Source organism: Streptomyces sp. NPDC005195 (assembly GCF_040608315.1).
GTDB classification, from domain to species: domain Bacteria; phylum Actinomycetota; class Actinomycetes; order Streptomycetales; family Streptomycetaceae; genus Streptomyces; species Streptomyces kaempferi.
Genome location: NZ_JBEXHZ010000021.1, coordinates 76919 through 99171, shown reverse-complemented (window position 1 = coordinate 99171; position 22253 = coordinate 76919). Strand labels below are relative to the sequence as shown.

At 71.0% G+C, this 22253-nt stretch carries 16 protein-coding genes and 1 riboswitch; of the genes, 11 read left to right on the top strand and 5 right to left on the bottom strand.

Translation table 11 applies throughout. The features are described from left to right. Positions 1–5: 5 nt before the first annotated feature. Together ABZV34_RS22100 and nuoN are read left to right on the top strand one after the other, a co-directional pair. A complete protein-coding gene (locus tag ABZV34_RS22100) occupies positions 6–1577 on the top strand; it encodes an NADH-quinone oxidoreductase subunit M (protein ID WP_356279116.1) in 1572 nt (523 codons plus the stop codon). Continuing rightward, on the top strand, positions 1574–3223 hold the full coding sequence (gene nuoN, locus ABZV34_RS22095; RefSeq protein ID WP_356279113.1) for an NADH-quinone oxidoreductase subunit NuoN: 1650 nt from the start codon (positions 1574–1576) through the stop codon (positions 3221–3223). Before ABZV34_RS22100 ends, nuoN begins: the two co-directional genes overlap by 4 nt. Positions 3224–3280: 57 nt before the next feature. Here nuoN and ABZV34_RS22090 read toward each other — a convergent pair whose 3' ends face one another. After that, the gene (locus ABZV34_RS22090) at positions 3281–3889 is read right to left on the bottom strand and encodes a hypothetical protein (RefSeq protein ID WP_356279110.1); all 609 of its coding nucleotides are present in this window, start codon (positions 3887–3889) and stop codon (positions 3281–3283) included. Between the two features lie 289 nt (positions 3890–4178). Between ABZV34_RS22090 and recQ the strand changes: the two genes are divergently transcribed. Beyond that, entirely contained in the window at positions 4179–6185 is a 2007-nt protein-coding gene (gene recQ, locus ABZV34_RS22085) for a DNA helicase RecQ (RefSeq protein ID WP_356279185.1), read from the top strand. Between the two features lie 136 nt (positions 6186–6321). On the opposite strand, the gene fahA is transcribed toward recQ, so the two are convergent. Continuing rightward, positions 6322–7527 carry a fumarylacetoacetase gene (fahA, locus tag ABZV34_RS22080; RefSeq protein WP_356279107.1) on the bottom strand — a complete coding sequence of 402 codons (1206 nt, stop codon included), beginning with the start codon at positions 7525–7527 and terminating at the stop codon, positions 6322–6324. A 246-nt stretch (positions 7528–7773) separates the two neighbouring features. On the opposite strand from fahA, the gene ABZV34_RS22075 reads away from it, so the two are divergent. The 3 genes from ABZV34_RS22075 (at position 7774) to ABZV34_RS22065 (ending at position 11361) form a co-directional block, all read left to right on the top strand. Further along, on the top strand, positions 7774–9024 hold the full coding sequence (locus ABZV34_RS22075; RefSeq protein WP_356279104.1) for an ATP-grasp domain-containing protein: 1251 nt from the start codon (positions 7774–7776) through the stop codon (positions 9022–9024). Between the two features lie 27 nt (positions 9025–9051). Then, complete coding sequence (locus tag ABZV34_RS22070; RefSeq protein WP_356279101.1) at positions 9052–10254, top strand: FAD-dependent oxidoreductase; 1203 nt, start codon at positions 9052–9054, stop codon at positions 10252–10254. A gap of 288 nt (positions 10255–10542) precedes the next feature. Next, complete coding sequence (locus ABZV34_RS22065; protein ID WP_356279098.1) at positions 10543–11361, top strand: HAD family hydrolase; 819 nt, start codon at positions 10543–10545, stop codon at positions 11359–11361. A 98-nt stretch (positions 11362–11459) separates the two neighbouring features. On the opposite strand, the gene ABZV34_RS22060 is transcribed toward ABZV34_RS22065, so the two are convergent. Both ABZV34_RS22060 and ABZV34_RS22055 read right to left on the bottom strand, forming a co-directional pair. After that, positions 11460–12230 (bottom strand): transglycosylase SLT domain-containing protein, encoded by a 771-nt coding sequence (locus tag ABZV34_RS22060; protein WP_356279095.1) that lies wholly within the window; start codon positions 12228–12230, stop codon positions 11460–11462. A 4-nt stretch (positions 12231–12234) separates the two neighbouring features. Continuing rightward, positions 12235–12393: riboswitch (cyclic di-AMP (ydaO/yuaA leader) on the bottom strand. 1120 nt (positions 12394–13513) lie between these two features. After that, complete coding sequence (locus ABZV34_RS22055; RefSeq protein WP_356279092.1) at positions 13514–13726, bottom strand: CocE/NonD family hydrolase C-terminal non-catalytic domain-containing protein; 213 nt, start codon at positions 13724–13726, stop codon at positions 13514–13516. A gap of 1096 nt (positions 13727–14822) precedes the next feature. Here ABZV34_RS22055 and ABZV34_RS22050 point away from each other — a divergent pair. From ABZV34_RS22050 to ABZV34_RS22035, 4 genes are all read left to right on the top strand, one after another. Then, entirely contained in the window at positions 14823–15833 is a 1011-nt protein-coding gene (locus tag ABZV34_RS22050) for a polyprenyl synthetase family protein (protein ID WP_356279089.1), read from the top strand. A 567-nt stretch (positions 15834–16400) separates the two neighbouring features. Beyond that, positions 16401–17702: a DUF2092 domain-containing protein gene (locus tag ABZV34_RS22045; RefSeq protein WP_356279086.1), complete on the top strand. Its 1302-nt coding sequence runs from the start codon at positions 16401–16403 to the stop codon at positions 17700–17702. Between the two features lie 35 nt (positions 17703–17737). Beyond that, positions 17738–18709 carry an ABC transporter ATP-binding protein gene (locus ABZV34_RS22040; RefSeq protein WP_356279083.1) on the top strand — a complete coding sequence of 324 codons (972 nt, stop codon included), beginning with the start codon at positions 17738–17740 and terminating at the stop codon, positions 18707–18709. Further along, positions 18696–19682, top strand: a complete 987-nt coding sequence (locus ABZV34_RS22035) for an ABC transporter permease (protein WP_356279080.1) — start codon at positions 18696–18698, stop codon at positions 19680–19682. The genes ABZV34_RS22040 and ABZV34_RS22035 overlap by 14 nt, the downstream gene beginning before the upstream one ends. Before the next feature lie 36 nt (positions 19683–19718). Here ABZV34_RS22035 and ABZV34_RS22030 read toward each other — a convergent pair whose 3' ends face one another. After that, on the bottom strand, positions 19719–20243 hold the full coding sequence (locus ABZV34_RS22030) for a DUF6668 family protein (protein ID WP_356279078.1): 525 nt from the start codon (positions 20241–20243) through the stop codon (positions 19719–19721). Between the two features lie 323 nt (positions 20244–20566). Between ABZV34_RS22030 and ABZV34_RS22025 the strand changes: the two genes are divergently transcribed. Then, positions 20567–22249: a tetratricopeptide repeat protein gene (locus ABZV34_RS22025; protein ID WP_356279075.1), complete on the top strand. Its 1683-nt coding sequence runs from the start codon at positions 20567–20569 to the stop codon at positions 22247–22249. The last annotated feature ends 4 nt before the right edge of the window (positions 22250–22253 follow it).

The window sequence follows — 22253 nt, the reverse complement described above, 5'->3', positions numbered from 1 at the left end:
TCCCGATGTCCTTTCCTCTGCTGACAGCGACGGCGGCGCTCCCGGCCCTCGGAGCGGTGGCCACGGCCGCCGTGCCGGCCGCGCGACGTGCCGCCGCCAAGTGGCTGGCGCTGCTCGTCTCGCTCGCCACACTCGCCCTGGCCGCGATCGTGCTCGTACGGTTCGACCCGGGCGGCAACCGCTACCAGCTCACCGAATCCCACTCCTGGATCAAGGACTTCGGGGTGCGGTACGAGCTGGGTGTGGACGGTATCGGGTTGGCGCTGGTGGCGCTGACGGCGCTGCTGATCCCGTTCGTGATCCTCGCGGGCTGGCACGACGCCGACCCGCAGGAGACCGGGAACACGCGCTGGCGGCCGACCCAGGGCTTCTTCGCCCTGATCCTGGCCGTCGAGGCGATGGTGATCATCTCCTTCGAGGCCACCGACGTCTTCCTCTTCTACATCTTCTTCGAAGCCATGCTGATCCCGATGTACTTCCTCATCGGCGGCTTCGGGGACAAGGCCCACGAGCACGGCGACGAGGTCGCGGCGACACAGCGGTCGTACGCCGCGGTGAAGTTCCTCCTCTACAACCTGGTCGGCGGTCTGATCATGCTGGCCGCGGTCATCGGGCTCTACGTGGTCGCCGGGAACTTCTCGCTCCAGGAGATCGTGCAGGCCCGTGCCAACGGCTCGCTGCACATGGCGACCAGTACGGAGCGCTGGCTGTTCCTGGGCTTCTTCTTCGCGTTCGCGGTGAAGGCACCCCTGTGGCCGCTGCACACCTGGCTGCCCAACGCCATGGGGGAGGCCACGGCACCGGTCGCGGTCCTGATCACGGCGGTGGTCGACAAGGTCGGCACCTTCGCGATGCTCCGCTTCTGCCTCCAGCTCTTCCCCGAGGCCAGCAAGTGGGCGACGCCGGCCATCCTCGTCCTCGCCCTGATCAGCATCGTCTACGGGGCTCTGGTCGCGGTCGGCCAGCGGGACATCAAGCGGCTGGTGGCGTACGCGTCGATCTCGCACTTCGGCTTCATCATCCTGGGCATCTTCGCGATGACCAGCCAGGGCCAGTCGGGCGCGACGCTCTACATGGTCAACCACGGGATCTCGACGGCCGCCCTGATGCTGGTGGCGGGCTTCCTGATCTCGCGGCGCGGCTCGCGTCTGATCGCCGACTACGGAGGAGTCCAGAAGGTCGCCCCGGTGCTCGCCGGCACCTTCCTGGTCGGCAGCCTCGCGACCCTCTCCCTTCCCGGGCTCGCGCCCTTCGTGAGTGAATTCCTCGTCCTGGTCGGCACGTTCACGCGCTACCCGGTCGTCGGTATCGTCGCCACCTTCGGCATCGTGCTCGCCGCGCTCTACACGCTCGTCCTGTACCAGCGGACGATGACGGGCCCGGTGAAGGCCGAGGTCGCCGAGATGCCCGACCTCAGGGTGCGCGAGCTCCTGGTGGTCGCTCCGCTGATCGCTCTGCTGATCTTCCTGGGCGTCTATCCGAAGCCCGTCACCGACATCGTCAATCCCGCGGTCCAGCAGACCATGTCGGACGTACACAAAAAGGACCCCCAGCCCGAGGTGGAGGCGGCCAAGTGAGCGCAGTAGCCGTCCACAGCCTGTGGACAACCGCGGCGGAGCCGATCGCGAAGATCGACGCGCCGAAGATCGAATACGGGCAATTGTCGCCCACCCTGATCGTCATCGGGGCGGCGCTCGTCGGGGTGCTGATCGAGGCCTTCGTCCCGCGCAAGTCCCGCTACTACACCCAGGTGTTCGTGTCCGTCGTCGCGCTCGCCGCCGCTTTCGCCGCGGTGGTCGCGATGGCGGCCGGCGGATACGGGACGACGAAGGCACACATCGCGGCGATGGGCGCGATCGCCGTCGACGGGCCCTCCCTGTTCCTGCAGGGCACGATCCTGCTGGCGGGCATCCTCGGCGTCTTCACCTTCGCCGAGCGCCGGCTCGACCCGGAGGTGCACGGCAACCGCGTCGACTCGTTCGCCGCGCAGGCCGCCTCCGTGCCCGGCAGCGACAGTGAAAAGGCCGCGGTGAAGGCCGGGTTCACCACCACCGAGGTGTTCCCGCTGCTGCTCTTCGCGATCGGCGGCATGCTGGTCTTCCCGTCGGCCAACGACCTGCTGACGCTGTTCATCGCGCTGGAGGTCTTCTCGCTGCCCCTGTACCTGCTGTGCGCCGTGGCCCGCCGCAAGCGCCTCATGTCGCAGGAGGCCGCGGTCAAGTACTTCCTGCTCGGTGCCTTCGCCTCGGCGTTCACCCTGTTCGGCATCGCCCTGCTCTACGGCTACGCGGGCTCGGTGTCGTACGCCAGGATCGCGCAGGTCGTCGACGGCACGGTCACCACGGTCGACCCGGCACTCGCGGGCACCATGGGCAACGACGTGCTGCTGCTGATCGGCGCCGCGATGGTCGTCATGGGCCTGCTCTTCAAGGTCGGTGCGGTGCCCTTCCACATGTGGACGCCGGACGTCTACCAGGGAGCACCGACACCGGTCACCGGCTTCATGGCGGCGGCGACGAAGGTGGCCGCCTTCGGTGCGCTGCTGCGCCTGCTGTACGTCGTCCTGCCGGGCCTGCGCTGGGACTGGCGGCCGGTCATGTGGGCCGTCGCGATCGTCACCATGCTGGGCGGTGCCATCGTGGCGATCACCCAGACCGACATCAAGCGCCTGCTGGCGTACTCGTCGATCGCGCACGCGGGCTTCATCCTCGCCGGTGTCATCGCGGCCTCGCCGGACGGTGTCTCGTCGGTCCTCTTCTACCTGGGTGCCTACTCGTTCGTGACGATCGGGGCCTTCGCGGTCGTGACCCTGGTCCGCGACGCGGGCGGCGAGGCGACACACCTGTCCAAGTGGGCGGGCCTAGGACGCCGCTCCCCGCTGGTGGCGGCCGTCTTCGCGGTCTTCCTGCTGGCCTTCGCGGGCATCCCGCTGACCTCGGGCTTCGCCGGAAAGTTCGCCGTGTTCAAGGCGGCGGCGGAAGGCGGCGCGGGCGCCCTGGTCGTGGTCGGTGTGATCTCGTCGGCGATCGCGGCGTTCTTCTACATCCGGGTGATCGTGCTGATGTTCTTCAGCGAGCCGAAGCCGGAAGGGCCCACCGTCGCGGTGCCCTCGCCGCTGACCATGACGGCGATCGCCTTCGGCGTCGCGGTCACGCTGGTGCTGGGCGTCGCGCCGCAGTACTTCCTCGATCTGGCGAACCAGGCGGGCGTCTTCGTCCGCTGACCGGGACCACTCACGGCTCGGGCCCCGCTCCTTCCGGGAGCGGGGCCCGAGCCGTTCTCAGTGGGCTGCGTGGGCCGTGTGGGCCGACGGCGCGGAGTGCGCCGAGACGGCCGGACACGTCACACGGGGGTTCCACCGGTTGAACAGGCCATCGGGGTTGTGCTTCCAGAGCCAGACGTGCAGGTCGTAGTGGACCGGCATACCGGGGTAGTGACCCGGCATCGGGCCTTCGAACTTCTGGCCGAACAGCGAAGGGCGGTCGCCGCTGGTCTTCATGTTCTGATCCTTGTCCACCACGATCCACTCCACCCCCGCCAGCCTGCGCCTTCCGTCCGGCCCGTCCTCGAAGAGCAGTGCTCCCGGCTTGGCCGGGTCGAGGGAGCCGTAGCGGGACTTGTTGAAGTAGTGGTAGCCCATGGCGCCGTGGCCCGCGGGGTCCGCCGAGCACGCGAAGGGAACGTAGCCGTCGGCGAGGGCGGTCGACTCGTCGAGATACTTCACGCTGGCCGCGTACGCCGTGTCCAGGTCCCGTACGACCGCGGGGTCCACGGGGCCCACGGGGGCCGCGGGGCCGCCCGCGGCCGGGGCGGGCACGGCGGCCAGGGCGAGCGAGGCGGCGACGGCTGTCACGAGGGCGAAAGCGGTCCTGAGCGGACGCTGGGACATGCGATGACTCCTAGAGCGCGAGAGCGGCGTACGGGACGGTGCCGGTCCGTCGGCTGCGGCCCCTCCGCCGGCCCGAGCAGCATGTCCCGTGTTCGTGAGGGGTCGCCATACGAGAGGGGCCAACGGGTGGAACGCGGGTAGGGTGCGCCGCCCGGTGGAGTGAGCGGGGGCGGGACAACGGTGCGCAGAGGAGCCGAGCGGTCGCAGCCTGTGGATAACTCCGAGACTGTCGGCGCGGACCCCTATCGTGGACGCAGTGGTCGAGGCGCGACGTACGGGGGACAGGACGATGGGCGGGACGGGTGTGATGACCGAAGCGGACGCGACGGAGAAGCTGGGGGAGGGCGAGGCGCTGGCCACGCTCCACCGGGTCTTCGGGTACGACGCCTTCCGCGGCGAGCAGGAAGCGATCATCGAGCACGTGGTGGCGGGCGGTGACGCCGTCGTCCTGATGCCGACGGGAGGCGGCAAGTCACTCTGCTACCAGATTCCGTCCCTGGTCAGACCTGGTACGGGCGTGGTCGTCTCGCCGCTCATCGCCCTGATGCAGGACCAGGTGGACGCACTGCGCGCGCTGGGTGTGCGCGCCGGCTTCATGAACTCCACGCAGGACTTCGACGAGCGCCGCGTCGTCGAGGCCGAGCTGCTGGCGGGCGAGCTGGACCTGCTCTACCTGGCACCGGAGCGGCTGCGGCTGGACAGCACGCTGGACCTGCTGTCGCGGGCGAAGATCTCCGTCTTCGCGATCGACGAGGCGCACTGCGTGGCCCAGTGGGGTCACGACTTCCGCCCCGACTACCTGGCACTCTCGCTGCTCGGCGAGCGCTGGCCGGATGTTCCGCGCATCGCCCTGACGGCCACGGCCACACACGCGACGCACAAGGAGATCACCCAGCGCCTGGCCATGCCGCACGCGCGCCACTTCGAGGCGAGCTTCGACCGGCCCAACATCCAGTACCGGATCGTCCCGAAGGCCGACCCCAAGAAGCAGCTGCTGTCGTTCCTGCGCGAGGAGCACGCGGGCGACGCGGGCATCGTGTACTGCCTCTCGCGCAACTCGGTCGAGAAGACCGCCGAGTTCCTCTCCCGCAACGGCGTCGAGGCGGTGCCGTACCACGCGGGCCTGGACGCGGGCACCCGCGCCGCGCACCAGTCGCGCTTCCTGCGCGAAGAGGGCCTGGTCGTCGTCGCCACGATCGCCTTCGGCATGGGCATCGACAAGCCGGACGTGCGGTTCGTCGCCCACTTGGACCTGCCCAAGTCGGTGGAGGGGTACTACCAGGAGACGGGCCGCGCGGGCCGTGACGGACAGCCGTCCACGGCATGGATGGCGTACGGCCTCCAGGACGTCGTCCAGCAGCGCAAGCTGATCCAGGGCTCCGAGGGCGACGAGGCGTTCCGTCGGCGGGCCGCCGCCCACCTGGACTCGATGCTGGCGCTGTGCGAGTCGGCCCAGTGCCGGCGTTCCCAGCTGCTGGCCTACTTCGGCCAGGACCCGCACATCCCGGCGTGCGGCAACTGCGACACGTGTCTGACGCCGCCCGAGACCTGGGACGGCACGGTCGCGTCACAGAAGCTGCTGTCGACGGTGGTGCGGTTGCAGCGGGAGCGGGGGCAGAAGTTCGGCGCGCTCCAGATCGTCGACATCCTGCTGGGTCGCCGGACCGCCAAGGTGATCCAGTTCGACCACGACCAGCTGTCCGTGTTCGGCATCGGCGAGGAGCTGTCGGAATCCGAATGGCGCGGTGTCGTACGGCAGTTGCTCGCACAGGGGCTGCTCGCGGTCGAGGGCGAGTACGGGACGCTGGTGCTGACCGAGGAGAGCGGGACGGTGCTGAGGCGCGAGCGCGACGTGCCGTTGCGCAAGGAGCAGCCGAAGCCGGCCGCCTCCCGTTCCTCGCCCTCGTCGCCGCGGGGCGAACGCAAGGCCAAGGCCGTCGTGGAGCTGACGCAGGAACTCGTCCCCGCCTTCGAGGCCCTGCGCGCGTGGCGTGCCGAGCAGGCCAAGGAACAGGGAGTCCCGGCGTACGTCATCTTCCACGACGCCACGCTCCGGGAGATCGCCACGGTGTGGCCCACCTCCGTGGCGGACCTCGGAGGTATCAGCGGCGTGGGCGAGAAGAAGCTCGCGACGTACGGAGAGGGCGTGGTCGGGGTGCTCGCCGCCCTGGGCGGCACCCCCGAAGGGGCCCAGGCACCCACGTCCGCAGGGGCGTCGGCACCCACGTCCGCCGGGGCGCCGGACCTGGACTGGCCGGAGATGGACGCGGAGCCGGAGCCGGAGGACTGGATGTAGCGCCGAGCCTCGGTGCCCCGAGGTTCAGGACAGGGATCCTTCGGGCGGCGCCAGCCCAGCCCCGTCCCGCCCAGCCCCGTCCCGCGTCGTGTCGGGCCGGGCCGGGCGTGGGGTGAGAGAGCGAGGGGCGGGGGACCTAGCGGATGCGCCCCGTCACCTCGCCGAGGGCGACGCGGGTGCCGTTCGGGCCGGGAGCCCAGGCCGTCATCGTCACCTCGTCGCCGTCCTCGAGGAAGGTCCACTTGCCGGTGGGGAGATCGAGGGGCTCGCGGCCGTTCCAGGTGAGTTCGAGGAGGGAGCCGCGTTCCCGCGGCGAGGGTCCGCTGACCGTTCCCGAGCCGTACAGGTCGCCGGTGCGCAGGGAGGCTCCGTTGACCGTCATGTGGGCCAGTTGCTGGGCGGCCGTCCAGTACATGGTGGAGAAGGGCGGCTCCGAGACGACGTGGCCGTTGATGGCGACGGAGATGCGGAGGTCGTAGCCGCCGGGGTCCTCCGCGGAGTCGTCCAAGTAGGGAAGAAGGGGGTGCGTGCGGACCGGAGACGCGACACGGGCGTCGTCCAGGGCGTCGAGAGGGGTGACCCACGCCGACACCGAGGTGGCGAAGGACTTGCCGAGGAAGGGACCGAGCGGGACGTACTCCCAGGCCTGGATGTCGCGCGCCGACCAGTCGTTGAGGAGGCAGAGGCCGAAGACGTGGTCGCGGAAGTCGGCGAGGGGCACCGGAGTGCCGAGGGGCGAGGGGGCGCCGACCACGAAGCCGACCTCGGCCTCGATGTCGAGCCGGACGGACGGGCCGAAGGCGGGCACCGTGTCCGTGGGGGCCTTGCGCTGGCCCGACGGACGCACCACCTCCGTACCCGACACCACCACCGTGCCCGCGCGCCCGTGGTAGCCGATCGGCAGGTGCTTCCAGTTGGGGGTGAGGGAGTCCGCGGCGTCGGGGCGGAAGATCTGTCCGACGTTACGGGCGTGGTTCTCGGAGGCGTAGAAGTCGACGTAGTCCGCGACCTCGAACGGGAGGTGCAGGGTCACCTCGGAGAGCGGGTACAGATGGGGTGCCACGGTCTCCCGGTGGGCCGGGACCGTCACCCAGCCTGTCAGCGCGCGGCGCACGTCGGACCAGGCCGTGCGGCCCGCCGCGAGCAGCGGGTTCAGGTTCGGCCGTGCGAGCAGCTCCGCGTACGGGGAACCGAGTGACCGGGCCGCCGCGCCCGCGTCGAGGACGTGGTCGCCGAGCCGGACACCGACGCTCCGTTCGGACGAGCCGGCCCGGGAGAAGACGCCGTAGGGAAGGTTGTGCGGGCCGAAGGGATCGCCCTCGGGGACATCGAAGGGGGGCATCGGGTGGTGCCTCGCTTTCGTGGTCGTACGCGCCGTGATCCATGTGTTCCACGCGTTCCGTGTGGTCGCGGCACACGTTACGGGGGAGTGACCATGCTGTGGCAGTGCCTAAAGAGTTCGCAATGTCCGAATAGGCCTTGTCGGACGCGGCAATTCCGGCTTAGCGTCCTTTGGGGACACGGACGGGGTGGGTCCGGTCCGTAGGGGGGACACGTGGGGGGACCCGTGGCCAGGAGCGTCAGTGGAGTGCCGGTCGACGCCGACCGGGACGTTCCTGGGCTGATAGTGAAATTCGGTGACTATCCGCTGCATCACGGAGGAGTGGGCGCCATACGGAGCCTGGGCCGCCTGGGCATACCGATGTACGCGATCACCGAGGACCGTTACACGCCTGCCGCGGCCTCACGCTATCTGCGCCGTGCCTTCGTCTGGCCGACGACGGGGACGGAGGAGCCGGAGCGCCTGGTCGAGGGGCTGCTGCGGATCGGCCGTCGCATAGGGCGGCCGACGGTGCTCGTCCCGACGGACGAGGAGGCCGCCGTCCTGATAGCGGAACACCAGGAAGAACTCGCGGAGCGCTTTCTGTTTCCTCGGGTGGACGCCAAACTGCCCCGCCGCCTCGCCAGCAAGCAGGGCCTGCACGAGCTGTGCGTGGAGCACGGCATTCCCAGTCCGGCGGCCGCCTTTCCCCAGTCGTACGAGGAGATCGAGCGCTTCGCCGCCTCGGCCCGCTTCCCGCTCGTGGCCAAGAACCGGGAGGCGTTCGTGCGCCGCAGCCGGCCCGCGGTCAACGGGACGACGAGGATCGCGACCCGGGAGGGGCTGCTGGCACTCGCCCGGGACTGGGGAGGCAACCCGGGCGTGATCCTCCAGGAGTACCTGCCAAGAGAGGAGGCGGAGGACTGGATCGTGCACGCGTACTTCGACGCGGACTCGACGCCGCTCGCGATGTTCACGGGCGTGAAGGTCCGCTCCTGGCCACCGCACGCGGGCATGACGGCGAACGCGTACGTCGTCGACAATCCGGAACTCGCGGACCTCGCCGCACGTTTCATCAAACAGATCGGCTTCAGCGGCGTCATCGACCTCGACCTGCGCTTCGACCGCCGCGACGGGCTGTACAAGCTTCTCGACTTCAACCCCCGCATGGGCGCGCAGTTCCGGCTCTTCGAGAACGAGTCGGGGATCGACGTCGTCCGGGCCATGCATCTCGACCTGACCGGGCGCACCGTTCCCGAGGGTGAACAGCGGGCCGGCCACCGGTACATCGTGGAGAACATCGACCTGCCGGCCCTGCTCGCCTACCGGCGCAGCGGCTACACCACCCCGCACGCGCCGGCGCGCGCGAGCGGTACGGAGTTGGCCTGGCTGGCGAGTGACGACCTGCGGCCGTTCTTCACGATGCTCGCGCGCTTCGTGCGGCCGGGCGCGAGACATCTGTACCAGCTGTGGCGGACCAACCGCCGCGGCAGCAGTACCAGCACGACCACGAAGTGACGGAAGAACGTCCTGGGGAGGGACTTCGTGATTCATCCGGTAGCAGTCATCGGTGCGGGCCCGTTCGGCCTGTCCACCGCCGCCCATCTGCGGGCGCGCGGCATCCCGGTGCGTGTCTTCGGCCGGCCCATGGTGAGCTGGCGCGACCACATGCCCGAGGGGATGCTCCTCAAATCGACCCCGGCCGCTTCCAGCATCGACGCCCCGCAGCCGGGCCACACACTCCGTGACTACTGCGACGCGGCCGGGATACCGCGGCTCGTCACGGACGAGGACATCATCCCGGTCGAGACGTTCATCGCCTACGGAGAGTGGTTCCAGCAACAGCTCGTGCCCGAGCTGGAGCAGGTGCGGGTCGTCTCCGTCGACCGACGGGGCGGCGACGGCTTCGAGCTGAAGCTGGACTCGGGGGAGTCGTTCACGGCACGGGCGGTCGTCGTGGCCACCGGCCTGTACGGCCTCGCCCATCTGCCGCCCGAGCTCGGTGAGGCGGCGGCGGACGGACCGGCGCCCACCGGCCCCGTCTCGCACAGCTCCCAGCACCACGACCTCACCCGGTTCTCCGGCAGGGAACTGATCGTCGTCGGCGCGGGGCAGTCCGCCCTGGAGACGGCGGCACTGGCGGCGGAGGCGGGCGCACAGGTGCGCGTGGTGTCCCGGGGCCGGGGCAGGGTCGCCTTCGGCGCGCCGCCCTGGGGACAGCCGAAGCTGCGCCCGGAGTCGCCCTTCGGACGCGCCTGGTCGCTGTGGGCGCTCAGCTACTACCCGCACCCCTACCGCTACCTGCCCGCAGAGGCCCGCCACTACCTCGTCCGCCGGGTGCTCGGCCCGCTCGGCGCGTGGTGGCTCCGGGACCGCTTCGAGGGCAAGGTCGAGGTCAGCCAGATCGCCCGGATCGAGCGTGCCTCGGTCTCCGGGAGTCGCCCGGTGCTCTCCGTGCGGACCCTGGGCGGTGCGCCCGAGGAGCTCGCGGCCGACCACGTCATCGCGGCGACGGGCTATCGCGTCGACATCGCCGCGATGGACTTCCTGGGACACGCGTTGCGGACGGAGCTGGTGGTGAGCCGCGGCACCCCGAAGCTCGGAGCCGGATACCGGTCCTCGGTCCCCGGGCTGTACTTCACGGGGTTGCCTGCGGCGGCCTCGTACGGGCCCGTGATGCGGTTCGTGTGCGGGACGGAGTTCGCTTCGCCGCGATTGGCCAGGCACTTGGCGGCGGCTCACAGCTGAGACGGCGTACGGCGGTGGGGCGTTCGGCGGGCGGGGCGGTGGCGGGGGGCCACGGCTCCGACGTCACCGGGAAGCGGCCGGCCGTGCGCGGTCCGTAACATGCCCGTCCGCGGCGGGTGTTGAGGCCGGTTTCGCGGCGCTCTCGGGCGCCCGGCACGGCGGATCGGAGGGTGTATGACGTCGTCGGGCGCGCGTGGCCCGTGCGGTGAACGGCGTTGCTGACGGGATACCGGACGTCGTCCGGTTCACGCCGGGCCGATGAGTCGTCGGATCCGTATTCTTCGGATCATGGCCGCTCCGACTGCATATTCACTCATCGCCACTGACCTGGACGGAACGCTGCTGCGCGGCGACGACACGCTCTCCGACCGGACCCGGGCCGCGTTGGCGAGGGCGGTGGAGGCGGGCGCCCGCCATCTGGTCGTGACGGGGCGCCCGGCGCCGAGGGTGCGCCCGCTCCTCGGCGAACTCGGCGGTGCGGGACTGGCGGTGTGCGGACAGGGGGCGCAGCTCTACGACGCGGGCGAGGACCGTCTGCTGTGGTCGGTGACCCTGGACAGGGAACTCGCGGAGACGGCGCTCGGCAAGATCGAGGCGGAGGTAGGGCTGCTCTACGCCGCGGTGGACCAGGACGGCGTGGACGGACTGACACTCATCGAGCCCGGTTACGTGATGCCGCACCCGACGCTTCCCGCGGTACGGGTCGGTCGCCGCGACGACCTCTGGACGGAGCCGATCAGCAAGGTCCTGCTGCGCCACCCGCTGCTGTCCGACGACGAGTTGGCCGCGGCGGCCAGGGGAGTGGTGGGTTCCCTGGCCACGGTCACCATGTCGGGGCCCGGCACGGTCGAACTCCAGCCATGCGGGGTGACCAAGGCGACGGGCCTTGCTCTCGCCGCCGCCCATCTCGGGCTGGCCTCCGAAGCCACCATCGCCTTCGGTGACATGCCCAACGACATCCCCATGTTCGACTGGGCCGCCCACGGGGTCGCCATGGCCAACGCCCACCCGGAGCTCAGGGCGGTGGCCGACGAGGTGACGCTGTCGAACGAGGACGACGGGATCGCGGTGGTGCTGGAGCGGCTGTTCCCGCTCTCCGCACCGTAGCCCCGGTTGCCCGAAGCCCCGAAGCCCCGAAGCCCCGAAGCCTCGGATTCCCGGGGTGCCGGAAGTCCGGCCCGGCACCCCGGTCTCGTGGCGTCCGGTCAGTAGGCGCCGTTGACGTTGTCGATCGAGCCGTACTTCGCTGCGGCGTAGTTGCAGGCGGCGGTGATGTTCGCGACCGGGTCGTAGGAGTCCATGGACGTGCCGGGCACGTGGTAGGCCTTGAACGTCGGGTCGATGACCTGGAGCAGGCCCTTGGAGGGGATACCGGCGGCGGCGTTGGAGTCCCAGTTGTTGATGGCCTTGGGGTTTCCGGAGGACTCCCGCATGACGTTGCGGTGGATGCCGTTGTACGTGCCCGGGATTCCGTTCTTGGCCATGATGTCCAGCGACTGCTTGATCCAGCCGTCGAGGTCGTTCGTGTACGTCTTCACGGCGGCGGTGGTCTCGGTGGCCGCCTTGGTCTTGGCCGTCGCGGTCTTGACCGCCGTGGTCGTGGACTTGGTCGTCTTGGCGACCGCCGCCGTGACCTTTGCCGACTTTGTGGTGTTCTGGACGGTTTTCGTGCCGACCGTCAGGGTGAGGCCCGTGCGGAGCGCCGACGGGTTGGAGCCGATGACCGCGCTGTTGGCCTCGTACAGCTTCTTCCAGCCGCCGCTCGAGGGGTACTTCTGCGCGATCTTGACCAGGGTGTCGCCCGTGACCACCTTGTAGGTGACGAGCTGGACGTCGGAGGCGCCCGTGGCGGCCTGTGCGCAGGTGGCGCCCAGGAGTGGGAGGGCGAGTACCGCGGCGCCCGTGCCCGCCGCGAGAATGCCGCGAACGAGGGTGCTGCGGGTCTTCGGGTGGCAGTGTCTACCTGCTGCGGCCATGACGAGTTCCTCTCCGGCGCCTGCGAGGTGAGCTGTCGGGTTCGGGCGGGAGCTGCCCGGCCGCACGGTGAGTGCGACTTCACCCCTAGCCGTTCCGGACTTCGGATCGGCGGCTTACCTGGGTCCCCCGCTCCTGCCGTGCGTGTGTGGTCGGGTGTGGTTCCGGTCGGCGGCAGGATTGGGCGGTCCGTCCGGAGTGACGTGAAGGTATGCGAGAGCACATGTCCGAAACAAGCCTTGATGTCGCGGTGTAGATCGTTTTCACCAGGACATAAGGGCGGATGAATTGCCCGATTAATCCGGAATACTTCGCTCAACTTGGCTTATGCAAACGGGTAGTCGCTGGATGGGTTCGCGAGGTAGATGACCTTCGCGCGTGACCCAACTCACTCGATCCGACAGGAATAAAGCGGCAATGGCGGCAAGTCGGGCATATAAGGCGCGGATAAAAGGCCGCTGAGCCCTCGGTCGGAGCCGTGCGCACCGTTCGTGCGGGCAGGCCCGTGCCGGGGTCGCCGTGGGGCAGCCGGTTCTCGACGGTCCTGAAGTGGTCTCCGTAGGGCCGGTGTTCGGGATGCGCGCGGCGCTTCAGGTCGGGACGGGGGCCGAACTCCAGCCCGCGCGCACCCTGTTGATTACGGTCCGGGATCCGCCCGCATGACGCCGAAGCGCGTGACCCACTCCTGGCCGCCCGTGAGGACGGGCGCGTGTCCCTCGCCGGGGTCCGTCAGGGATGCACCGGTCCACGCTCTGCTCCGCGGGGCCGCCGGGGCTTCGGCCCGCGATGCGCGGGATCCGCCGCTCCCCCGTACGAGGGGAGGCCGCCTCGGTGAAGGCCTTGCGGACCAGCTCGGGGGAGAGCGAAGTCCCTTGTCCCGTAGCCGACTTCGGGGCGGGACCCGGGTCGCGCCTCCCGGGCCGGTCGCGGGCGGCGCGGGCGGATCGACCAGGGGAGGCGGGCGCGGGCGCTCGAGGCTCGGCTTCCTGGGCGGAGCACGCCTCGAGCCTCCTCCGCGTGTTCGAGGCCGTCCGGGTGGGCGCGGGTGCCGCGGTGGCGGCGGACGACTTCGCGGCATCGCTCGCCCTTGGCCACGTCGTCCACTGACCGGCGTTCGGGCGGGGTTCGCCGAAAGCGGCGGCGGAGGCCATCCCGAGCGGTACGGAGGGTCCGGTTCCGCGAAGGCGTTCGTGGAACCGGACTCCCCTGCTCGTAAGGGGAGTTCGAGAGAACTGACCGACGGGTCCGGGGTGAAGCCGGCCTCCGGGCCGGGCTCGGGCCGGATTCAGGGCCAGGAAGAGGGAGGGGAGGGAGCGAGCCAGAGGCGGATGCGAGGGCCGGGCGGGACGGCCCGGCCGATGGCGGCCGGGCCGAAACCTACGTCCTCCGTAGTGACCGGTTTCGAGGGGAGCGACTGATCGCGGCGGTTGCGCACTGACAGGTTCACGGCACTACGAGTGACCGGGGTCGAGGTGCCGTCAGGGGCCGCGTCGCACACCGGGGCCGATCACCCGGACCCACCCTCGCGGCGGTCCGGAGACAGGTCCGCGCGGGTGTGTTGAGGGGCGGAGGCGACCCGTGTCCACGCCGGTGTGCTGAGGGGAGCGCACAAGCACCGGCGCACCCCGGAGCGCGTACGCGACGGGAGTGACCAAAGAGGGAGGATCCCGCGGTGTCGCCCACCCGGCGGCCGGGCGGGGAGGCGTAGACCGTCGCCGGTGGGTGCGCGTCCGTGACATAGGGGCGAGGAAGGGGCTCCGGCGTCACCGGGCCGCTGTCCGGGTCGGTCGGGGTGTGCGCGTCCGTGTCGGTCGGGGTGCGCGTGCTGTGTGGCTCGGGCCAGTGGTCCCCCAGTGCGGCGCCTCCGGGAGGAAGCCGATCGCCGGGCCCGGCGGGAGGCTCTGGACCAGGCGCGGTACCGGGTCGGGGTGCGGGTCCCGCCGGCCGCCCGCCCACCGCCGGGACGGCCGCACGGATCGCGGGGCCACCCTGGCGGACGCCGCCGTCGCCCCCGTGCGCGTCCTGGGCCGGGCGCGGCGGCGGCCACGTATGGATGAACGGGGCCACCGTCGCCAGGCGCTTCACCCGGATGTCGCGCCACATCACCCGGCCGACGTGCGCGAGTCCGGCGGGCGGGTGATGTGGGCGAGTCCCGTGGCCCGCGTACAGCCGGGTGCCGTCCGCCGGAGGGATCCGGACGTCCTCGTGAGTCGTCTCGTAGGGGAAGGCCGTACGGGCGTGCATGCTCTTGTCGGTGTTCCCGGTGTTCCCGGTGTTCCCGGTGTTCCCGGTGCTCGCGGGTGATTCGGTTTATCCACTGCCATACCGGCCTATCAGGAACATAACGTTCGTGACGGGCCGCCACCCGGACGTGGGACTGCGTGGGACTGCCTGCCTCCCGGGGGACATCGGACGCCGGGGGAGAGGGAAGTCGGGAGGAAGTCGACAGTGGGGACGGTGGGCGCTCGTGGTGATCGAAACGTGACCGGATACGCTGACTTGAGTGATGGCAGCGACACATCGACAAACCGTGTCATCGACCGAATGATCGACCGAGTTCGCCATGTGATCGTCAGCAGACAGGAGAACCTCTCGTGACCGTCGTCGGGCCGTTCGGGCTGAGCGTGCGGGACCAGGCTCTCGAAGCCGATGTCCAGGCCGGATTGGCGGCTGTCGAGGAGGGCTTGCTCGAAGTCACCAAGAGCGAGGTCCCCTTCATCACGGAAGCCGCGCAGCATCTCCTGCGGGCCGGCGGGAAGCGGTTCCGTCCGCTGCTCGTGATGCTCGCGGCGCAGTTCGGTGACCCCTACGCGCCGGGTGTCGTGCCCTCGGCCGTGGTCGTCGAGCTGACCCATCTCGCCACGCTGTACCACGACGACGTGATGGACGAGGCCGACGCGCGGCGCGGGGTGCCCAGCGCGAACACCCGCTGGGGCAACTCGGTCGCCGTCCTCACCGGCGATTTTCTCTTCGCGCGCGCGTCGCACACGCTGGCCGACCTCGGTCCCGAGGCCGTCCGCGTCCAGGCCGAGGCGTTCGAACGGCTGGTCACCGGACAGATCCTGGAGACGGCGGGTCCGCGCGACGGGCGGGACCCGGTCGAGCACTACCTCGACGTGCTGAGCGGCAAGACCGGTTCGCTGGTCGCCGTGGCGTGCCGGTTCGGCGCGATGATGTCCGGGGCCGACGAGACGGTCGTCGACGTGCTGACGCAGTACGGGGAGCGGCTGGGCGTGGCCTTCCAGCTCGCGGACGACGTGCTGGACATCGCGTCCGACTCGCACGAGTCGGGAAAGACGCCCGGGACGGATCTGCGCGAGGGCATTCCCACGCTGCCGGTGCTGCGGTTGCGGGAGCGGGCGGAGCGGCTCGGTCTCGCCGAGGACATCGCGCTGTGCGAGCTGCTGGACTCCGACCTCACGGACGACGACCGGCACGCCGAAGCACTGGCCCGGCTGCGGACGCACCCGGCGCTGGAGCAGGCGCGGCGGGACACCGTGCGGTACGCGGAGGAGGCTCGGGCCGCGGTGGCCCCGTTGCCGGAGTGCGACGCGAAGGCGGCGTTGGTGGAGCTCGTGGACGCGGTGGTGCACCGGGCGGGCTGACGCCTTCGTCAGCGCCGGTGCCGGGCGCCCGTAGCGGCGTACGCGGGGGTGTCGTTCCCGGGGGCGGACCGGTTCTCATCAATGTGATGTCCGTCACGCGGTGAGAGGGAGTCCGGACTCGGACAGGGGGCCGTGTCGATGCGAGGAACCCGGCGCGGGGGCGTCACGTCGGTGGCGGTACGGGGAGAAAGCGGAAGAATGTAGTCGAACGTCATGGTCGATGCGTTCCGTGCATTACGTAGCTTCCGTGCATTACGTATCTTCTGTGCATTCTGTACGTTTCGCACATTCTATGTGTTTCGTATGTTCGGTACGCGTCGCGGGAGGATCTGATCCTGACCGGCGTCGCGATGTCCTCGGCGAACCCCTACGGGTCGATGCCGGTACCGCCTCCCCGTGTCATACCGCAGGAGTACGTGGAGTTGCGTCCGGGGTCTGACGCATCTCTCCGCCCGATTTGGTCATATGGAGAGCACCACTCCTCACCGGTTCGGGTGAGAATGGCGGCTATAGGGGTGGGGAAGCGCAGGATGGCAGGCCGCCGCCGACGACGGAGGTAAGGCACACATGGCACCGAACGAATCCGACAGGACCGCCGGGGCGGAAGGGCTGCGCGACGAGGCCGACGAGACGCGCGCCGGCCGCCGCAAGGCAGCGCGGTACGTCGTCCCGGTCGCGGTGGTGGGGGTGGCGGCGGCGACCATCGGGCTCGTCCCGGCGCTCGCCGACTCCGGTGACCCCAGCCTGCCGAAGATCACCGCGCAGCAGCTCGTCGAGAAGATCGCCAAGTCCGACGTCCAGCAGCTCTCCGGCACGGTCAAGATCAGCACCGACCTCGGGCTGCCCAATCTGGGCGGTCTGGAGAACAGCCTGATGTCCGGCGCCGCCCAGGGCGCCGGTGGCTCGTCCGCCGACCCGCAGTCCAAACTCATGGAGCTGGCCTCCGGCACGCACACGCTGCGCGTCGCGGCCGACGGCCCGGACAAGGGCAAGGTCTCCCTGCTGGAGAGCGCCGCCGAGTACAGCGTCATCCGCAACGGCAACGACGTATGGGCGTACGACAGCAAGTCGAACGAGGTGTACCACTCGAAGGCGCCCGCGTCCGACGAGCGGCGCGGGGCGGCGCCCAAGGACGTCCCGAGCACGCCCAAGGAGCTCGCCGACGAGGCCCTGAAGTCCGTCGACGACACGACCTCCGTGACCGTGGACGGCACGGCGCAGGTCGCGGGCCGGGATGCCTACAAGCTGCTCATCAAGCCCAGGCAGTCCGGCTCCACGGTCGGCGCGATCAGCGTCGCGGTGGACGCGAAGACCGGGGTGCCGCTGAAGTTCACGCTGACGCCGGCCAGCGGCGGCGCGGCCGTCGTGGACGCGGGCTTCACCAAGGTCGACTTCTCCAGGCCGGCCGCCTCGACCTTCGACTTCACCCCGCCGAAGGGCGCGAAGGTCACCGAAGGCGACGACCTGGGCAAGGAACTCGGCAACCACGCGGACAAGGGCGCCGAGGGCGACAAGAGCGACAAGAGTGACAAGGGCGAGGGCAGGCACGGCAAGCTCCCGGAGGGCTCCTCGAAGCCCGGGGAGAACCCCGGCAAGGGGCTCGACGGCATGAAGACCGTCGGTGAGGGCTGGAGCTCGATCGTCGAGTTCGACACGGGCGGCCAGGGCGTGCCCTCGGGCTCCGCGTCGGGCGACAGCCCCGTCTCCGGGTTCCTGGACTCGCTCGGCGACCACGTCTCCGGCAAGTTCGGCTCGGGCACGGTCTTCTCGACCCGCCTGATCAACGCGCTGGTCACGGACGACGGCAAGGTGTACGCGGGCGCGGTCACCAAGTCCGCGCTGGTGAAGGCGGCCAACGCCGCCCACTAGCAGGCGCGTCCGCGAAGCTCGAATCGAGGGAGCCCATGGAGGAACTGTCCGCCGCGGAACCGGACATGGCGGAGACGGTGATCGCCACCCGTGCGCTCACCAAGCGCTACCGCGGCGGGCAGCTCGCCGTCGACGGCCTCGATCTGAGCGTCCCGGCGGGCAGCGTCTTCGGCTTCCTCGGGCCGAACGGTTCGGGCAAGACCACCACCATCCGCATGCTGATGGGCCTGATCGAGCCGACCTCGGGCACCGCGCGGGTACTGGGCCGGCCCATGCCCCGCGCCACCCGCGCCGTGCTCCCGCAGGTGGGCGCTCTCATCGAGGGCCCCGCGCTGTACGGCTTCCTCTCCGGCCGCGACAACCTCCTGCGGTACGACGCCGCCGACCCGACCGCCGACCCGCGCACCCGGCGCGCGCGGGTCGGGTCCGCCCTCGACCGGGTCGGACTCACCGCCGCCGCCGGCAAGAAGGCCAAGGCGTACTCACTCGGCATGAAGCAGCGGCTCGGGCTCGCGGCGGCGCTCCTCCAGCCCCGCCGCCTGTTGGTCCTGGACGAGCCGACCAACGGCCTCGACCCGCAGGGCATGCGGGAGATCCGCTCCCTGGTGCGGGAACTGGCCTCGGACGGCACCACCGTCTTCCTCTCCTCGCATCTGCTCGACGAGATCGAACAGGTGTGCACTCATGCGGCCGTGATGGCGCAGGGGAGACTGATCACGCAGGGCGTGGTGGCCGATCTCGCGGCGGGTGCACGGGGGCGCCTCGTGGTGACCACGCCCGACCCCGGGGACGCGGCGCGCGTCCTGAAGGAACAGGGGGTGGGGGACGTGGTGGTGACCGAGACGGGCGTGACGGCCGAGCCGCCGGACCGGGACCGCGAACTCGCCGAACTGAACGCCGCGCTGGTCACGGCGGGCGTCCGGGTGCGCGGCTTCGGGGTGGAACGGGCCTCGCTGGAGGACGCGTTCCTGGCGCTGACGGGAGAGGGATTCGATGTCGCGGGCTGAGGTGCCTGCCGGGCGGAAGAGGACGTCGGCCGCGCAGGGCGGGGCGTCGACGGCGCGGGACAGGGAGCTGGCGACGCAGGGCGGGGCGCGGTCTCCGGGCACGGGGAGCGGGACGCCGGCCGTGCGGACGCCTCGCGCGCTGTGGACGTTCGGGCTGCTGCGCAGCGAGCTCGTCACGACGTTCCGGCGCTGGCGGACGATCGCGCTGCTGGGCGTCCTCGCGGCCGTACCGGTCCTCATCGGTGTCGCCATCAGGATCGAGACGCGGGACGGCTCGTCGGCGGGCGGCGGAGGCGGCGGGGGACCGGCGTTCATCGCACAGGTCACCAACAACGGCCTGTTCCTGGTGTTCACGGCGCTCGCCGCGACGCTGCCCTTCTTCCTGCCGATGGCGATCGGTGTCATCGCGGGCGACGCCATCGCGGGCGAGGCGAACGCCGGGACCCTGCGCTATCTCCTCGTCGCCCCCGCGGGCCGGACCCGACTGCTGCTGACCAAGTACGCGACCACGATGACGTTCTGCCTGGTCGCGACGGTGGTGGTGGCGGTCTCGGCACTCGCGGTGGGCGCGCTCCTCTTCCCGCTGGGCGAGCTGACGACGATCTCCGGAACGCGGATCGGTCTGGCCGAGGGGCTCGGCCGGGCGTTCCTCATCGCGCTGGTCGTCGCCGCGTCACTGATCGGCGTGGCGGCCCTCGGGCTGTTCGTCTCGACGCTGACGAACAGCGGCATCGCGGCGATGGCGACGACGGTCGGGCTGCTCATCACCGTCCAGATCCTCGACCAGATCCCCCAGCTGCACGCCTTCCAGCCGTACTTCTTCTCCCACTACTGGCTGTCCTTCGCCGACCTCATGCGCGACCCGGTGTACTGGGACGACCTCGTCCGCAACCTCGGCCTCCAGGGCCTGTACGCGGTGGTGTTCGGCTCGGCGGCATGGGCGCGGTTCACGGCGAAGGACATCACGGCGTAGTGGCCGGAGTGCCTGGAGCGGCCGGAGCGGACATCCTCAGGGGCGCTCCGCGGACGCGGTCAGCCGGGCCAGCGCGGCGCTCTCGCGCGGCGGCACGGCACCGAGGTCGCCGATCCGCCAGGCCGGCACCCACGGCACCTGGTGGACGTCGATCACCGAGGTCAGCGCCTTGACCCGCTGGGCGAGCGGGCGAGGCAGCCGGCCGGGCGCGTCCGCCACCAGAACGACCGCTTCGAGGTCGAGCCCCGGCGGCGCCTCGCCCCGGCGGAAGATGTCCAGGGTGTACGAGACGGACTCCAGCCCCGCGGCGTGCGTACGTCCCACGAGGAAGACCGACCACGCCTCGTCGCGCTCGGACCGTGGCCAGTCGCGGCCCGCGTCCTGGCCGCCGAAGACCGTCGCGAGGGTCGAGGTTCCGGCCCCGCCGTGGGTGGCGACCCAGGCGAACCGCCGCGCTCCCGCGAGGCCCTGTCCGTGCTCCGTCCGCGGCGGCGCCGCTTCGCCCACCGGCCCGCGGATCCAGATCTCGGGGCCGTCCGGCCCCTGCTGCGCGATTCCCATCGCCAGTCCCCTCCGTCATCGGCGCACCGGTCGTGACGCGCCGGAGTTCACGGCGCCCGGACAGGTTAAGCAGCGGGGGACGGGTTCCTGGAACGAGCCTGTGACGCCATGGTGACGCGAGGACCGGAAGAGAACCGGGAGACTGGTGGGCAGGCTGGGCCGGCACCATGGCGACGGGCCCGCGGGAGAGGAGCCGAGGATGCGTACGAGGACGTTGCCGCCTTGGCCGTGCCCGGCGTGGGAGCGATCCCGTGGACCGGGCGGTCCCCTGCTCCGTTCTCCCTTGACCACCCTCCCCTGATCACCCCCGAGTGAGGGAACCAATGTCTCGACTCAGCCGCGAACAGAAGCGGGAAATCAAGCGGCAGCGCTCGGCGGCCGTCCTGGGAGGACACGCGGGCGAGCCGGCGCGGGCCCTCGAGGTCCATGTGCCGACGTCCGCCGTGGGCGCCACCGTGGGAGGCGTGCCCCTGGCCGTCACGCCCGGTGAGACCGTCCAGGGCGCCGTCCTGGACCACCTCCACCGGATCGCCCGCGCCACCGGGCGCCCCGTCCTCGCCCGGGTCCACGACGAACGCATCGGCTTCGTCGTCCCGCTCCAGGTGTACGGCGACGGGTCGAGCCGGTACGCGGGCGAGCCGGTACGGGTGGGAACGCCCCCCTCGACTCCGCCGCCGGTGCCGGACCGGTCGCCCGAAGCGACACTCGGCCCGGACTCCGACCGGACATCCGGCCCGGACTCCGAGCCGACGCCAGGCCCGGACTCCGGGGCGACGCCCGACCCGGCATCCGGGCCGACGTCCGAGCGGGCTGCGCATCCGCTTTCCGAGCAGGCTCCGGAGCCCGTCTCCCGGCCGATCCCGGACGCCGTCCTGGAGCCGGACTCGGGGGCGGTCCCGGAGCGAGTCCTTGAGCCGGAACCGGAGTTGGCCTCGGAGTCGGAGTCGGAGTCGGAGTCGGAGTCGGAGTCGGAGTCGGAGTCGGAGCCGGAGTCGGACTCGGATCGGGCCCCGGGCCGGGCTGCGGACCGAGGCCCGGGTTGGGCTGCGGACCGAGGCCCGGATCGAGTTCCTGAGCCGGTCTCGGAACCGGTCCCGGAGCCGGTGGTCGAGCCAGTGGTCGGGCCGGTAGCGGAGGCGGTCGCCCAGGTGTGGCCCGAGCCGGTCTCCGACCTGGCGCCCGGGACGGAGCCCGTATCGGGCCCCCTCCCGGCGCCCACGGTCTGGCCCGAGGCGCCGTCGACGCACGTTCTACGGGTGATCCAGGGGCCGGTGGCGGACGCCCGGCCCGGCGTCGCGGTAGCCCCGACAGGCGAGTTCGGCCCGGCACCGGAGATGCCTCCCGCCCCCGAGCCGCTGCCTCCCGTCTCCGCGCGGGCCACCCCGGCGGCCGGAGTGGTCTTCGCGCGCCATCCGTCGCTGGCCGCGGAGGCCATGGCCATGATGGAGCCCGAGCCGGACCCGAGGCCCACGCCGGCACGGGGTTTCGACGCCGTCGCCGAGTCGGTGCTGACACCGGTGGTGGAGACGGAGGGCGCCGCGTTCCTCGCGGAGCCCGTGACGCGGATCAACGAAGCGGTGAAGGAGGGCAGGATCGAAGAGGCCGCGATGCTGGCCGGGCGGACCGTGGCGGAAGCGGCACGGACGCTGGGACCCGAACATCCCGAGGTGCTCCGCCTGGGCGAACTCTCCGCGTACATCGCCTACTTGGCCGGTGACGCCCTCAGGTCGTTCCATCTGTCGCTCGACCTCGCCCGGGCCCGCCGTCACCAGCGGGACCCGGACGCCGCGTACGGGAACGTGCAGAGCGCGGCCACGGCCTGGCGCGCCGTCCGTGATCCCGCGCAGGGGATGAACCTCGGACGCGTTCTGATCGAGGTGTGGACCGGGCTCGTGGCCGACGGCGGCCCCGCCGCCGACGACCTCGAGCAGCTCGAATCGGCCCGCACCCGTATGGGCCGCCTCGCCGAACGCGCGGGCGCCCGCGCGGGCGGGAGTGCGACCTGAGGTC

Excerpts from the sequence above, each read along its gene's own strand:
- ABZV34_RS22100 (WP_356279116.1), top strand. The coding sequence starts at position 6 with ATGTCCTTTCCTCTGCTGACAGCGACGGCGGCGCTCCCGGCCCTCGGA.
- ABZV34_RS22090 (WP_356279110.1), bottom strand. The coding sequence starts at position 3,889 with ATGTCCCAGCGTCCGCTCAGGACCGCTTTCGCCCTCGTGACAGCCGTC.
- recQ (WP_356279185.1), top strand. The coding sequence starts at position 4,179 with ATGGGCGGGACGGGTGTGATGACCGAAGCGGACGCGACGGAGAAGCTG.
- fahA (WP_356279107.1), bottom strand. The coding sequence starts at position 7,527 with ATGCCCCCCTTCGATGTCCCCGAGGGCGATCCCTTCGGCCCGCACAAC.
- ABZV34_RS22065 (WP_356279098.1), top strand. The coding sequence starts at position 10,543 with ATGGCCGCTCCGACTGCATATTCACTCATCGCCACTGACCTGGACGGA.
- ABZV34_RS22060 (WP_356279095.1), bottom strand. The coding sequence starts at position 12,230 with ATGGCCGCAGCAGGTAGACACTGCCACCCGAAGACCCGCAGCACCCTC.
- ABZV34_RS22045 (WP_356279086.1), top strand. The coding sequence starts at position 16,401 with ATGGCACCGAACGAATCCGACAGGACCGCCGGGGCGGAAGGGCTGCGC.
- ABZV34_RS22040 (WP_356279083.1), top strand. The coding sequence starts at position 17,738 with ATGGAGGAACTGTCCGCCGCGGAACCGGACATGGCGGAGACGGTGATC.
- ABZV34_RS22035 (WP_356279080.1), top strand. The coding sequence starts at position 18,696 with ATGTCGCGGGCTGAGGTGCCTGCCGGGCGGAAGAGGACGTCGGCCGCG.
- ABZV34_RS22030 (WP_356279078.1), bottom strand. The coding sequence starts at position 20,243 with ATGGGAATCGCGCAGCAGGGGCCGGACGGCCCCGAGATCTGGATCCGC.
- ABZV34_RS22025 (WP_356279075.1), top strand. The coding sequence starts at position 20,567 with ATGTCTCGACTCAGCCGCGAACAGAAGCGGGAAATCAAGCGGCAGCGC.